At 69.6% G+C, this 13,193-nt stretch carries 11 protein-coding genes; 9 read left to right on the forward strand and 2 right to left on the reverse strand.

Going from position 1 to position 13,193, the window contains the following annotated elements; translation table 11 throughout:
• Nucleotides 1-354: 354 nt before the first annotated feature.
• The 8 genes from J1C47_RS20015 (at nucleotide 355) to J1C47_RS20050 (ending at nucleotide 9,967) form a co-directional block, all read left to right on the forward strand.
• Nucleotides 355-1,788, forward strand: coding sequence for a TadE/TadG family type IV pilus assembly protein (locus J1C47_RS20015; RefSeq protein WP_245396700.1), 1,434 nt, complete (start codon nucleotides 355-357; stop codon nucleotides 1,786-1,788).
• 71 nt (nucleotides 1,789-1,859) lie between these two features.
• Nucleotides 1,860-2,357, forward strand: coding sequence for a TadE/TadG family type IV pilus assembly protein (locus J1C47_RS20020; protein ID WP_207352568.1), 498 nt, complete (start codon nucleotides 1,860-1,862; stop codon nucleotides 2,355-2,357).
• On the forward strand, nucleotides 2,350-2,901 hold the full coding sequence (locus tag J1C47_RS20025) for a TadE/TadG family type IV pilus assembly protein (RefSeq protein WP_207352569.1): 552 nt from the start codon (nucleotides 2,350-2,352) through the stop codon (nucleotides 2,899-2,901). The genes J1C47_RS20020 and J1C47_RS20025 overlap by 8 nt, the downstream gene beginning before the upstream one ends.
• 386 nt (nucleotides 2,902-3,287) lie before the next feature.
• Nucleotides 3,288-4,862 carry a helicase HerA domain-containing protein gene (locus tag J1C47_RS20030; protein ID WP_207352570.1) on the forward strand — a complete coding sequence of 525 codons (1,575 nt, stop codon included), beginning with the start codon at nucleotides 3,288-3,290 and terminating at the stop codon, nucleotides 4,860-4,862.
• An 86-nt stretch (nucleotides 4,863-4,948) separates the two neighbouring features.
• Complete coding sequence (locus J1C47_RS20035) at nucleotides 4,949-6,247, forward strand: glycosyltransferase (protein ID WP_207352571.1); 1,299 nt, start codon at nucleotides 4,949-4,951, stop codon at nucleotides 6,245-6,247.
• Nucleotides 6,240-7,406 (forward strand): lycopene beta-cyclase CrtY, encoded by a 1,167-nt coding sequence (gene crtY, locus J1C47_RS20040; RefSeq protein WP_207352572.1) that lies wholly within the window; start codon nucleotides 6,240-6,242, stop codon nucleotides 7,404-7,406. The genes J1C47_RS20035 and crtY overlap by 8 nt, the downstream gene beginning before the upstream one ends.
• Nucleotides 7,403-8,929, forward strand: a complete 1,527-nt coding sequence (locus J1C47_RS20045) for a phytoene desaturase (RefSeq protein ID WP_207352573.1) — start codon at nucleotides 7,403-7,405, stop codon at nucleotides 8,927-8,929. Before crtY ends, J1C47_RS20045 begins: the two co-directional genes overlap by 4 nt.
• A gap of 3 nt (nucleotides 8,930-8,932) precedes the next feature.
• Nucleotides 8,933-9,967 carry a phytoene/squalene synthase family protein gene (locus J1C47_RS20050; RefSeq protein WP_207352574.1) on the forward strand — a complete coding sequence of 345 codons (1,035 nt, stop codon included), beginning with the start codon at nucleotides 8,933-8,935 and terminating at the stop codon, nucleotides 9,965-9,967.
• Here the strand turns inward: J1C47_RS20050 and J1C47_RS20055 are convergent.
• The gene (locus J1C47_RS20055; protein ID WP_207352575.1) at nucleotides 9,941-10,480 is read right to left on the reverse strand and encodes a sterol desaturase family protein; all 540 of its coding nucleotides are present in this window, start codon (nucleotides 10,478-10,480) and stop codon (nucleotides 9,941-9,943) included. The two genes, J1C47_RS20050 and J1C47_RS20055, sit on opposite strands and share 27 nt — an antisense overlap.
• 83 nt (nucleotides 10,481-10,563) lie before the next feature.
• A complete protein-coding gene (locus tag J1C47_RS20060; RefSeq protein ID WP_207352576.1) occupies nucleotides 10,564-11,496 on the reverse strand; it encodes a polyprenyl synthetase family protein in 933 nt (310 codons plus the stop codon).
• 307 nt (nucleotides 11,497-11,803) lie between these two features.
• Here J1C47_RS20060 and fni point away from each other — a divergent pair, with 307 nt between their 5' ends.
• Nucleotides 11,804-12,880 carry a type 2 isopentenyl-diphosphate Delta-isomerase gene (gene fni, locus J1C47_RS20065; protein ID WP_207352577.1) on the forward strand — a complete coding sequence of 359 codons (1,077 nt, stop codon included), beginning with the start codon at nucleotides 11,804-11,806 and terminating at the stop codon, nucleotides 12,878-12,880.
• Nucleotides 12,881-13,193 lie beyond the last annotated feature (313 nt).

The following is a 13,193-nucleotide window of genomic DNA, read 5'->3' on the forward strand; positions in this document are numbered from 1 at the left end:
CCGAGGCGGCCACCGGACCGGACGTTTGCCAAACGTGCCGATCTCTTCTGCGGCCGACGATCCGGACGGCGCCAGGGCCGCCGACCACCGCGGAGCCTCGGGTGAGGGGTGAGGGGATGAGGCCGACGGCCCGGGAGGCTGATGCGCCGGAAAGCTGAGGGGGCGGGGTGCGCGGTATCGTCGCGGCCGGAGACCGCGCTCGGCGAAAGCTCCTCTCATTCGCCACGCATGGTTTCAATAAGTCCGCCAGTCTTACCTTAAGTTTTTCCAGAGGATGGAAATATAGCCCAAAATTAACGTCTTCCTGACATGGTCTGACCGACGGTGCGAAAGCACACTTACAATATCAATCGGTTGTTCAGTTCGATGCCGGGCGGTCCTTCCTCAAAGCGCCATCTCTGCGACGACGGCGGCACCGTCGCCGTCATTTTCGCGCTCGCTCTCATCCCGATCGTGCTCGCCGTCGGCATGTTCATCGACCTCGCGCGGCTCTACAACAAGCGAACCGAGCTGCAGGCGGCGCTGGATTCGGCCCTGCTCGCCGTCTCGGCGCGTTACAGTTCCGATATGAGCGACGCGGACATCGCGCAGGTGGTTTCCAGCTTCGTCGCCGTCAATTTCGCCGACGACGTGCCGAGCTTCGGAACGCCGGAACTCGACTCCGACGGTGCGGAGCTGTGCGTTTCGGCGGAGGATTCGATCGCCATGACCTTCATGCAGCTCGCCAAGGTCGAGACGATGCCGCTCAAGGTGCGGTCCTGCGCGACGATGACCGAGGAGCGGAGCGTCGAGATCGCCCTCGTCCTCGACGTCTCCAGTTCGATGATCGAGAACGACCGCTTCGCGCCCCTGCAAGCGGCGGTTCAGCGCTTTCTCGACGATTTCTCGGCGAGTTCCAAGCTCGCCAGCCGCACCAAGATTTCGATCGTGCCGTTTTCGAGCCGCATCAACATCGGCCTGGAGCACACGTCCTGGCTGAAGTCCTACGGCGGCAACGCGGCCGTGCCGACCCGTTGGACCAACCCTTACTCGGTCTATTCGTCGTCGAGCTACAGCCGCGACTACTGGATCGATGGCGTGACGCCGGTGATGTACAATTCCAAGAACTACTACTGGATGGGCTGCATCGAGCCGCGCGAAGACGTCGAGGTGAAGGACAATGGCGGGTCCGCCGGCCCCTATGGCTTCACCGACGCGACGCCCACGGCCTCGGCCTTCGTGGCGATGGATTCCAATTCGGGCTCGTCGCAGAGCTTCTGCCCGCCGCCGATCACCCCGCTGTCGAACGACTACGCGACCCTCAGCACGGCCGTCTCGAAGCTGACGTCGGAGGGCTCGACCCGTCTCGACGCCGGCGTGATGGGCGGCTGGTACACGCTTTCGCCGAAATGGCGGGGCGTCTGGGGCAGCGACACCACCAGCCCGGCAGACTATTCCAGCAAGGTGCACAAGGTGATGGTGTTCATGACCGACGGGTGGATGAACACGCAGTACGGCAAGAGCTCCGGCAAGCTCGACTGGTTCTGCACCTACAGCCAGTCCACGACGACCTCCTCGGTGTGCAACGACGCGGCCTATGCCGGCATGCTGTCGATCTGCGATGCCATGAAGTCGAACGGCATCGAGATCTACACGCTGTCCTACGGCGACAGCGCGGACACCACCAACATCGCCAAATGCGCCACCGACACGAGCTATTACTACGCCGCTTCCACCAGCGACGTGAACGACATCTACGAAGCGATCGCCCGGGCGATCCGCGGCCGCTCGGTGAGGATCGTGCAGTGACGGGGCGGGAAGCATCTGAGCCGGCGCCGGCCGTCGCCGCGCGCCGCCGGTCCGGCGTCTTCGCGCGATCGATGCGCAGCGAAGGCGGGGCCACCGCCGTCGAGTTCGGCCTGATCGCCCTGCCTTTCGCGACCTTCCTCTTCCTGATCTTCGAGGTCGGGCTGATGTTCTTCGCCGCGACCGTCCTCGACGCCAGCGTCAAGAGCGCGGTGCGCGAGATCCGCACCGGAGAGGCGCAGTCGAACGGCGCGACGCTCGCCGCGATGAAGACGGGCATCTGCGACGGGTTCCTCGGCCTCTTCGGCTGCTCCTCGGATCTCGTTCTCTCGGTGCGCAAGGTCGACAGCTTCGCGGACGTCACGCTCACCGACCCGGTGTCGTCGGACGGCACGCTTTCCGTCACCGAGGGCTTCGACGACGGCGGGGCCGACGACTACGTCATCGTCCAGGCCTTCCTGCCGTGGAGCCTGTCGACCGGTCTCTTCGGCAGCGCCAAGGCGACCCTTTCGGACGGCCGGTTCCTGCTCGTTTCCACGACGCTGTTTCGCAACGAGCCCTTCGATGAGTGAGGTCGATCGCGGCAGGGCGGCGTGCCGCCCGGGACGTTTCTGGCGCGACGCCGGCGGCGCGGCGGCCGTCGAGTTCGCCCTGGTGGTGCCGATCCTGCTCCTGATCTTCCTCGGGGCGGTCGAGATCGAACAGGCGCTCGTCGCCGATCGCAAGCTCGGCGAGGTCGCCTCGACCGTCGCCGACCTCGTCGCGCGGGAAAAGAGCCTCGAGGCCGCCGACGTCGAAGCAATCCTGACCGGCGCCTCGGCGATCATGCTGCCCTACGACGTCAGCGATCTCGGCATTCTGGTGATCGTCAGCGACACCACGAGCTCCGGCGACACGACCGCCTGGTCGGTGGCGAAAAACGCAACGGCGCTCACCGCCGGGAGCCCGACCACCATTTCGGTGCCCGACGCGGTCCGCGAGGTCGGCGTCCAGATGGTCGCCGTCAAGGCGACGTTCGATCTGACGACGAGCTTCTCCGAACTGTTCGGGCAGTATGGGCTGAGCAAGGTCCATTTCGCGCGCCCGAGAATGAGCGACGCGATCACCTACGAATGAGCCGCCACCCGCCCGGCGAACCGGCAGCCGGCCGGATCGCCGGCGGGGGACGGCCCCGGCGCGGTTTGGCCGCGGCGCGCGGCGGTCGATCCCTTGCGCCGCGGCGGCGTCATACTGTTTCCGGCAGATTGCTTCGTGATGCCCGAAACAAAGACGCTCATTCGCCGCGCGGGCTTGATGCGAGCCCCGCTCTGATCGAGCGGATCTCGTATCCCACCGGCCGAGCCGTGATTCTGTGGACAAGCGCTGCCTGCGGCCAGCGCAGCGGGGCCTCGGCGTGCTAGAGGCAGACGGGCGCGCAGCCGGGCGCGGCCTCGGCCGGGTCGAGCCCCGATTGCGCGTCAGCGCCGAGGACAATTCGCAAACCGCATTTCGAAAGGCAGTCGATGACCGTCGCCGTCGACCTCGGCACGACCCGCAACGGTGATGCCGCCGAACTCGATCTCGAAGAGCTGCTGTCGACGCGTCTCCTGGTTCAGGGCAATTCCGGCTCGGGCAAGTCGCATCTGCTGCGCCGGCTGCTGGAGCGCAGCGCCGGCCACGTGCAGCAGGCGATCGTCGATCCGGAGGGCGACTTCGTCACGCTGGCCGAGCGCTACGGCCATGTGGTGGTCGACGCCAACCGCACGCCAGCCGAGCTCACCCGCATCGCCAGCCGCATCCGCCAGCATCGCGCCTCCGCCGTCCTCAATCTCGAAGGCCTCGACGCCGAGGTGCAGATGCTGTGCTCGGCCGCATTCCTCAACGGGCTGTTCGAGGCCGACCGGGCCTTCTGGTTCCCGATGCTGATCGCCGTCGACGAGGCGCATCTCTTCGCGCCGTCGATGTCGGGCGAACATTCGGAGGAGGCGCGCAAGGCATCGCTCGGCGCGATGACCAACCTGATGTGCCGCGGCCGCAAGCGCGGCCTCGCCGGAGTCATCGCCACCCAGCGCCTCGCCAAGCTCGCCAAGAACGTCGCGGCCGAAGCCTCCAACTTCCTGATGGGCCGGACCTTCCTCGACATCGACATGCAGCGCGCGGCCGATCTTCTCGGCATGGACCGGCGCACCGCCGAGCGGTTCCGCGACCTGAACACGGGAGAGTTCGTGGCGCTCGGCCCGGCGCTCTACCGCCGGCCCGAGCAGGTCCGGATCGGCCCGACGGAGACGCATTCCAAGGCCGGGCGTCCGACGCTCGCGCCGCTGCCGGAGCTCGCGCCGGAGGATCTCGCCGATCTCGTCTTCACCGCCAGTCCGGCCGAGCAGGAGGCCGAGCGGCGCCAGGCGCGCCGCGGCGTTCCGGGCTTCCCGCCGGCCGCCGCGGCGCCGTCGCCGGATCCGGCGGGCCCGGCGGTCGCGACCCGCGCCCTCCTCGAACGGGTCAGCCAGAGCCCGTCGATCTCGGAGCCGGCGGAGCCGGACGACCCGCGCAGCGCCGAGGAACGGGCCGCCGCCGTCGACGCGATCTTCGCCGAGATGCTTCAGGATCCCGAGGCAGCCTTCCGGCCGGTGCCGGTGCTCTACCAGGAATTCCTGACCCATTGCCGGCTGAAGCGCATTTCCGGGGCGGCGACCGACATGACGGCGTTTCGCCGCCGCCTGTCGCTGGCGCGGGCGGGGATCGGCGAGGCGACCGACGATCCCGAGTGGCAGGCGGTGATCGAGCGGGCCGGCGAATTGCCCGAGGAGATGCAGGGCGTCTTCATGATGCTGGCGCGGGCGGCGCGCGACGAGGCCGAATGCCCCTCCGACGAAGCCCTCGCCAGGGCCTATGGCAGCCATTCGCCGTCGCGCGGGCGGTTTCTGCTCTCCTTCATGGACGAGCGCGGCCTGATCACCGCCGACCGCGACTTTCGCGGCAACCGCGTCGTGACGATCGCCGGAACCGCGTGGCGGACGAAGCTGCCGCAGGTTGCCCTCGACAGCATCGACGAAGCCCGCGCGAGACGGGCGGCGCGGATGGCCCGCAAGAGCGGCTGATCGGCGCGGGTGGCAAGACGCGGCAGGCCGCGCTCTCCCGAAGATCGCACGCTTGGTCTCGCGAAAATGCGTGAAGGTTCGACCCGATGACCGCCTTCGCCCTGTTCTGCCCGCCCTATTACAGCCATCTGCGGCTGTTCGAGGCGCTGGCCGAAGAGCTGATTTCGCGCGGCCATGCGGTGAATTTCATCGTCAATGCCGGCGCGGCGGCGATGGTCGGCCTTTCCGGCCCGGGGATCCTCGTCCACGAGGTCGGACGGCGCTCGGACGAGGCGATGCGTCGCCTCGTTTCCAGGGCAGGGAACGGCCGCAACCCGCTGTCGATCCTCCGCACCGTCCGCGATTCGGCCCGGCTGACGGATGAATTCTGCCGAAAGGCGCCGGCGCTCTGCCGCAGCCTCGGGATCGAGGCGATCCTCGGCGACCAGATGGAACCGGCGGCGGGGCTGGTCGCCGCGCATCTCGGCCTGCCGCACGTCTCGGTCGCCGCGGCGCTGCCCGTCCACGACGACCCGACGGTGCCGCTGCCGTTCCTCGACTGGCCCTACGATCCGAGCGAGGCCGGGCTGAAGCGCAACCGGGGCGGGGTGATGGTCGCCCGCATCCTGCTCAGGCGGCAGAACCGGACCATCGCGCGGTGGGCGGAGCGTTTCGGCCTGCCGCCGCGGCATTCGCTGGCCGACTGTCTGTCGACAACCTGCCAGATCAGTCAGCTCACCGAGAGCTTCGACTTTCCGCGTCAGGCCTCCCCGCGTCAGGCCACCTCGATCCGCCACGCCGTCGGCCCGATCCGCGCCGCCGCGCGGGGCGGCGGCACCCTGCCGATCCGCCGCGACCCGGGACGGCCGCTGGTCTTTGCCTCCTTCGGCACGCTGCAGGGCCACCGGCTGCGGCTCTTCCGCAAGATCGCCGAGGCCTGCCGGCGCGTCGGGGCCGACTGCGTGATCGCCCATTGCGGCGCGCTGGACGCGGCGGCCGCCGCGACCATCGACGCGCGGCTCGTCACCGACTTCGTGCCGCAGCAGGCAATGCTCGCCGAGGCCGATCTGTGCGTGACCCATGCCGGCATCAACACGGTCCTCGACGCGCTCGCCGCCGGCAAGCCGATGCTGGCGATCCCGATGGCCTTCGACCAGCCGGGCATCGCCGCGCGCATCGTCCATCACGGCGTCGGCCTGCGCCCGGCGCGCGGCCATTTGTCCGTCGCCTCGCTTGCCGACTGTCTTGAGCGATTGCTGCAAACCCCTAGTTTCACGGCCAATGCGCGCCGCATCGGCGCCGACATCAGGGACAGCGGCGGCGTGCGCCAGGCAGCGGACCTCATCGAAGCGACAGCGGCGGCCGGCGGATCGCCGGGCGGGCGGGAAGGTCGCCTGAATGGCTGACGACCTCGACATCGCCCTCGTCGGCGGCGGTCTCGCCAACGGCCTGATCGCCTGGCGGCTCGCCGAGCGGAGACCGGATCTGAAGATCGCGGTCTTCGAGGCCGGCGATGCCGTCGGGGGAAACCACACATGGTCGTTCCACGAGGGCGACCTGACCGCCGACGAGCATCGCTGGATGGCGCCCTTCGTGACCTATGCCTGGCCGGACAACGAGGTCCGCTTCCCCAATCGCCGCAAGCGCCTCGGCACCGGCTACCGCAGCGTCTCGTCCGAACGGTTCCGCGAGAGGCTGACGGCAAGGCTCGGCGGGCAGATCCGCTGCCGTCGTCCGGCGGTCGCCGTCTCGCCGACATCCGTCGTCCTCGCCGACGGCAGCGAGATCGCGGCGCGGGCCGTCGTCGACGGCCGCGGCCATGCGGCGAGCCGGCACATCCGCCTCGGCTTCCAGAAGTTCCTCGGCCAGGAAATCGAGATGGCGGCGCCGCACGGCGTCGCGCGGCCGGTGATCATGGACGCGACGGTGCCGCAGTCGGACGGCTACCGCTTCGTCTATCTCCTGCCGCTGACCGAGACCCGGCTGCTCGTCGAGGACACCTATTACGCCGACGGCGCGGAGCTCGACAGGGATCGCCTCGCCGCCTCGATCGGCGACTATCTCGGCATCCGCGGCTGGCAGCCGCGCGCAATCGTCCGCGAGGAGGAGGGAATCCTGCCGATCGCCATCGACGGCGACATCGAAGCGTTCTGGGCGGAAAAGGCCGGCGTCGCGGCATCGGGCCTCGCCGCGGCGCTGTTCCACCCGACCACCGGCTATTCGCTGCCCGACGCCGTCAAGCTCGCGGACCGCCTGGCGCTGATGAGCGACCATTCGGCGGCGGCGATCCACGCCGAGACCCGGCGCCATTCGGTCGAGACCTGGAAGGCCAGGGGCTTCTTCCGGATGCTCAACCGGCTGCTCTATTTCGCCGGCGACGCCTCCGAGCGCTACCGCATCCTCGAGCATTTCTATCGGCTCGACGCGCCGCTGGTCGCCCGCTTCTACGCCGCGAGGCTGAAGACCCGGGACAAGCTGCGCATCCTCACCGGCAAGCCGCCGGTGCCGTTCGGCAACGCCATCCGCGTGCTCGCCAGACACCGGCTGACGGGAGAGCTCGCATGAGCGCGGCCGTCGACCTCGGCGCCTTGCGAGGGCGGGACCGGCCGGCCCGTGCGGTGGTTATCGGCGCGGGCTTCGGCGGCATCGCGCTCGCCATCCGCCTGCAGGCGGCCGGGATCGACACCGTGCTTCTCGAAAAGCGCGACAAGCCGGGCGGGCGGGCCTATGTCTACGAGGACGCCGGCTACACCTTCGACGCAGGTCCGACGGTGATCACCGACCCGACGGCGCTCGAGAAGCTGTTCACGGCCGCCGGCCGGCGGATGGCCGACTACGTGACGCTGCTGCCGGTGTCGCCGTTCTACCGGCTCTGCTGGGAGGACGGCCGCTTCTTCGACTACGTCAACGACCAGACCGAACTCGACCGGCAGATCCGGGTATTCGAACCGAAGGACGTCGAGGGCTACCGGCGCTTCCTCGCCTATTCGCGGGCGGTCTTCCGCGAGGGCTACGAAAAGCTCGGCACCGTGCCCTTCCTGTCGTTTCGCGACATGGTGCGGGCCGGACCGCAGCTGGCGAGGCTGGAGGCATGGCGCAGCGTCTATGCCAAGGTCTCCGATTTCATTTCGAACGAGCAGCTCCGCCAGACCTTTTCCTTCCATTCGCTCCTCGTCGGCGGCAATCCCTTCGCGACCTCGTCGATCTACGCGCTGATCCATGCCCTCGAACGCGAATGGGGGGTGTGGTTCGCCAAGGGCGGCACCGGCGCGCTTGTCCGCGGCCTCCTGAAGCTCTTCACCGACATCGGCGGGCGGGTCGAACTGTCGGCCGAGGTGGCCGAGATCGCGATGGCGGATGGCCGCGCCTGCGGCGTCAGGCTGAAGGACGGCCGCAGCTTCGAGGCGGACGCGGTCGCCTCGAATGCCGACGTCGTCCACACCTATGGCGCGCTTCTCGGCGCGAGCGGGCGCGGCGCCGCGGAGGCGAAGCGGCTGAAGCGCAAGCGCTTCTCCATGTCGCTCTTCGTCGTCTATTTCGGCCTGAAGACCCATCGGCCGGACATTCGCCATCACACGGTCTGCTTCGGCGCCCGCTACCGGGCGCTGATCTCGGAAATCTTCAACGGCCGCGAGCTGCCCGGCGACTTCTCGCTCTATCTCCACAATCCGTGCGTCACCGATCCGTCTCTCGCGCCCGAGGGGGCCGGAGCCTTCTACGTGCTGTCCCCGGTGCCGCATCTCGGCAACGCCGCGATCGACTGGGAGCGGGAGGGGCCGATCTACCGCGACCGGATCCTCGCCTATCTCGAGGAGCGCTACATTCCAGGTCTCAAGGCCGACCTCGCCACCTGCCGGATCTTCACGCCGGCCGACTTCCGCGACGAGCTGAACGCCCATCTCGGCTCGGCCTTCTCGCTGGACCCTGTGCTGACGCAGAGCGCCTGGTTCCGGCCCCACAATCGCGACGCGAAGATCGCCAACCTCTATTTCGTCGGGGCGGGGACGCATCCCGGGGCGGGCGTTCCCGGCGTCGTCGGCTCGGCCGAGGCGACGGCGGGCCTGATGCTCGCCGACCTTTCGGGCTAGCCGATGTCGATTGCCAGCGAACCGATGCCGCCGCAGCTCGCCACCAGCACCGACCGGGCGGAACTCGCCGCCCTCGCCGAGGACACGATCGCCAGGGGCTCGAAGAGCTTCGCCGCCGCGGCGAAGCTCTTTCCGCCGGAGGTCCGGCGCAGCGCGATGCTGCTCTATGCCTGGTGCCGTCACTGCGACGACGTCGTCGACGGCCAGCAGTTCGGCTTCGCCCGGCGGCCGGCGGCCGAGCTGCCGGCGCCGATGCAGCGGCTCGACGCGCTCGCCACCGACACGATGCGGGCGCTCTGGGGCGACACGACGCTCGCCCCCGCCTTTCTCTCGCTCGCCGACGTGGTCGCCCGCCACGCCATTCCGGCGCGGTTCCCGATCGAGCATCTCGAAGGCTACCGCATGGACGTCGAGGCCGAGCGCTACGCGACGATCGGCGAGACGCTCGATTACTGCTACCGCGTCGCCGGCGTCGTCGGCATCATGATGGCGATGGTCATGGGCGCCAGGGACGACAGGACGCTCGACCGGGCGAGCGACCTCGGCATCGCCTTCCAGCTGACCAACATCGCCCGCGACATCGTCGAGGACGCAAGGCACGGCCGCGTCTACGTGCCGGCGGAGTGGCTCGCCGAGGCGGGACTGCAGGAAGGCGACCTGACCGACGCGGCGCATCGGGAGGCCGTCGCAGGGCTCGCCGCACGTCTCGTCGACCATGCCGAGCCCTATTATCGCTCGGCCTTCTTCGGTCTGTCGGCGCTGCCGGCCCGCTCGGCCTGGGCGGTGGCGACGGCGCATGGCGTCTACCGGCAGATCGGGCTGGACCTCAAGGCGCGGGGAGCCGACGCCGTCGGCACGCGGATTTCCACCGGCCGCCTCGCCAAGCTCCGGCACGTCGCGCTCGGCGCGGCGAAGGTCGCCGCGACCCGCCTGCCGTTGCCGCTGCGGCGGCCGCAGGAACTCTACGCCCGCCCGATGCGGCGGCGGCCGGCGCCGGGCGAGGAGCGCAGCTCAGGCGACCGGCGGACGGGCCCCTGACGCCTCCGCGTCGCGGCCCTTTCTCTGCTCGGCCGCGACGGTGCCGCGGCGGCGGAGATCGGCGGAAAGCCGCTCGACCGGCGGTGCGTAGAGGAAGCCGAAGGAGACGCAGCCGTCCTTGCCCTCCACGGCGTGATGCAGCCGGTGCGCCTGGACGAGGCGCTTGGCGTAGCCCCGATGCGGGATGTGGCGGAACGGCCAGCGCTGATGCACCAGCCCGTCATGCACCACGAAATAGAACACGCCGTAGAGCGTGATCCCGACCGCGACCGCGAAGACCAGGGGATGGCCGTTCGAGCCGACGACGAAGAGCGCGATGGCAATGAGCGAGAAGACGACGGCATAGAGATCGTTCTTCTCGAAGATCCCCTCGCGTTCCTCGTGGTGGGACTTGTGCCAGCCCCAGCCGAATCCGTGCATGATGTATTTGTGGGCCGCCCAGGCGACGCCTTCCATGACCAGGAAAACCGCGATCGCGACGGCGGCAAGCCCGACGAATTCAAGTGTCGACATGACGTTCTCCTCGGCTGGCCTCAGTCGGGTCCGCCCCGCCGCGTCGCCCGCGGCGCACGGTGTTCCGGGCCGACCGGCCGTGGCTATTTCGCGCCGACGCCCTCGCGGCCCGTCGCCGCGCGGGCGGCATCGGCGGGCAGCGCCTCCTCGAAGATGAAGTCGACGCAGGCGTGGATCAAGCTCTTCGGCCCGACCGACGCGTCGAGATGGCGGTGCGCCCCCGCCACGTGATCGGCGATGCGGCCGAGCACCAGGTCGCGGCCGAGGACCGACCCGATGGTCGACTTGCCGACGTCCTTGCCGACGTCCTTGCCGGTCAGGCCGGCGTCGCCGTCGTGATCGAGCAGGTCGTCGAGAAGCTGGAAGGCGTGGCCGAGTTCGGAGGCGAAGCGCCGCAGTTCCAGACGAACGCCGTGATCGGCCCCGGCGACGACGGCGCCGATCTCGACCGCCGCGGAAAACAGCGAGCCGGTCTTCAGGCTGTTCGTCGCCGCGATGTCCGTCACGTCCCGCTCGTAGGCGCCCTCGCGCAGGTCGGCGAACTGGCCGGCGACCAGCCCGGACACGCCGACGGCACGGGTCAGGATCGCGACGCATTCGGCGCGGGCGTGGTCGCTCGCGCCGGAAAGCCTCGCCAGCGTCTCGAACGCACCGGAGAGCGCGGCGATGGCCGCGAGGATGGCGATGTCCTCGCCATAGGCGGCATGCACGGCCGGCCGGCCGCGCCGCATGGTGGCGTCGTCCATCGAGGGGAGATCGTCGAGGGTCAGCGAGGCGGCATGCACCATCTCCACCGCGCAGCCGGCGTCGACGGCGGTTCCGACGTCGCCGCCGAGATCCATCGTGACGAGCACCGTCATCATCGGCCGCAGGCGCTTGCCCGGGGCGAGGACGCTCGCGGCGATCGCCTCGTCGAGCGGCGTCTGGCCGGGGAGGGCCCGCGGCACGAGGTGCCGCAGCCGCCGGTCGATCGTCTCGCGGTGGGCGGCGAGGCTGCGCAGAAGCTCCGGCGTCATCGCCGCGTCTCCGCGCCGCTCGTCGGTCGCGCGACCGTTTGCCGGGAGAGGGGCGCGCATGATGCGGTCATTGCTATTGCCTTGAACTCCGTACGGTGTGGGTCTTCGACCGACACTTGCACTCTTAACCCGAAAAACCACCTTGCCGACAGGGGTTCGGCCCCGTAAACGCCGTGTTTCGGACGGCGCGCCGGCGGCGGGCTTGAGGACGCGAGGGTCGCAGACCGATCCGCCGCGGACAATAGCGGGATCGTCCCGGGACGAAAGCGTCGCCGCCCTGCTGCGACGATAGGACCATCGCAAGGCCATGAAACGACCGACGACACGTGACGGTGAAGACGGGCGAGGAGCGGCGGACATCGCCGCGCGCAAGAGCGATCACATCGACATCGTCCTCGGTAGCCGCCGGGAGCCGCCCCGTGTCGCGACGGGGCTCGACGCCGTGCGCTTCGAACACTGCGCGCTGCCGGAACTCTCGCTCGCCGAGATCGACCTTCGGACACAGTTTCTCGGCCGGACGCTCGCGGCGCCGCTGATCATCTCCTCGATGACCGGCGGGCCGGAACGCGCGGCGCGGATCAACGCGCATCTCGCCGAGGCGGCCGAGGCGCTCGGCATCGCGCTGGCGGTCGGCTCGCAGCGCATCGCCATCGAAGGGCGCGCCAGCGGCGGCCTCGACGCCTCGCTCCGCCGGCTGGCCCCCTCGGTGCCGATCCTCGCCAATATCGGGGCCGCCCAGCTCGGTCTCGGCTATGGCCGCGACGAGGCGATGCGGGCGGTCGAGATGATCGGGGCCGATGCCCTGATCCTGCATCTCAATCCGTTGCAGGAGGCCGTCCAGGCCGGCGGCGACACGGACTGGCGTGGCATCTTCGACAGGATCGCCGCTCTGGCGGCCGGCCTTCCGGTGCCGGTGGTGGTCAAGGAGGTCGGCGCCGGCATTTCGGCCGGCCTCGCGCGGCGGCTGGTTGCAGCGGGGGTCGGGGCGATCGACGTCGCCGGCGCCGGCGGCACGAGCTGGGCGGCGGTGGAGGCGGAGCGCGCCGAGGACCCGCGCTCGCGGCAGACGGCGATGGTCTTCGCCGACTGGGGCATCCCGACCGCAGAGGCCATCGTGGCGGTGCGGGCCGCCTGTCCAACCACCACGGTGATCGGCTCGGGCGGCCTGCGGTCCGGGCTCGACGTCGCGCGGGCGATCCGCCTCGGCGCGGATCTCTGCGGCCAGGCCGCCGCGTCGCTGGCGGCGGCGGACCAGTCGGCCGAGGCGGTCGTCGGGCATTTTGCGGCCGTGGTGCAGGAACTGCGGATCGCCTGCTTCTGCACCGGCTCGGCCGATCTCGCGGGGCTCAGGAGAGCGCCGCTGATCGATGCGAGCGGAGCGTAACGCCGGATCTTCATTGGCTGAGGCGTTGCGCGAAGGGGCCAAAGACGATGTAGCGCCGGGCTGGATGGGCCTCTATCTCATGCGCGGCGGACGACAACGCCCGGCGCCCCCCCTCTGTCCTGCCGGACATCTCCCCCACAAGGGGGGAGATCGACCTCGTGTCGCCGTCCGGCCCCCTCCTTCGAAGTCGTCCGTGAAGATTGATCCTTGCCGGGTCACAGGGTCTGCATCCGTGCGCTGAGTTTCGTCGTCTCTGGATTGGGAGACGGGTTGGTCGTCAGGCCGCAGCGTCGATTGCGACCCGGACGAAGAG

This window comes from Jiella sonneratiae, assembly GCF_017353515.1.
Lineage (GTDB): Bacteria > Pseudomonadota > Alphaproteobacteria > Rhizobiales > Rhizobiaceae > Jiella > Jiella sonneratiae.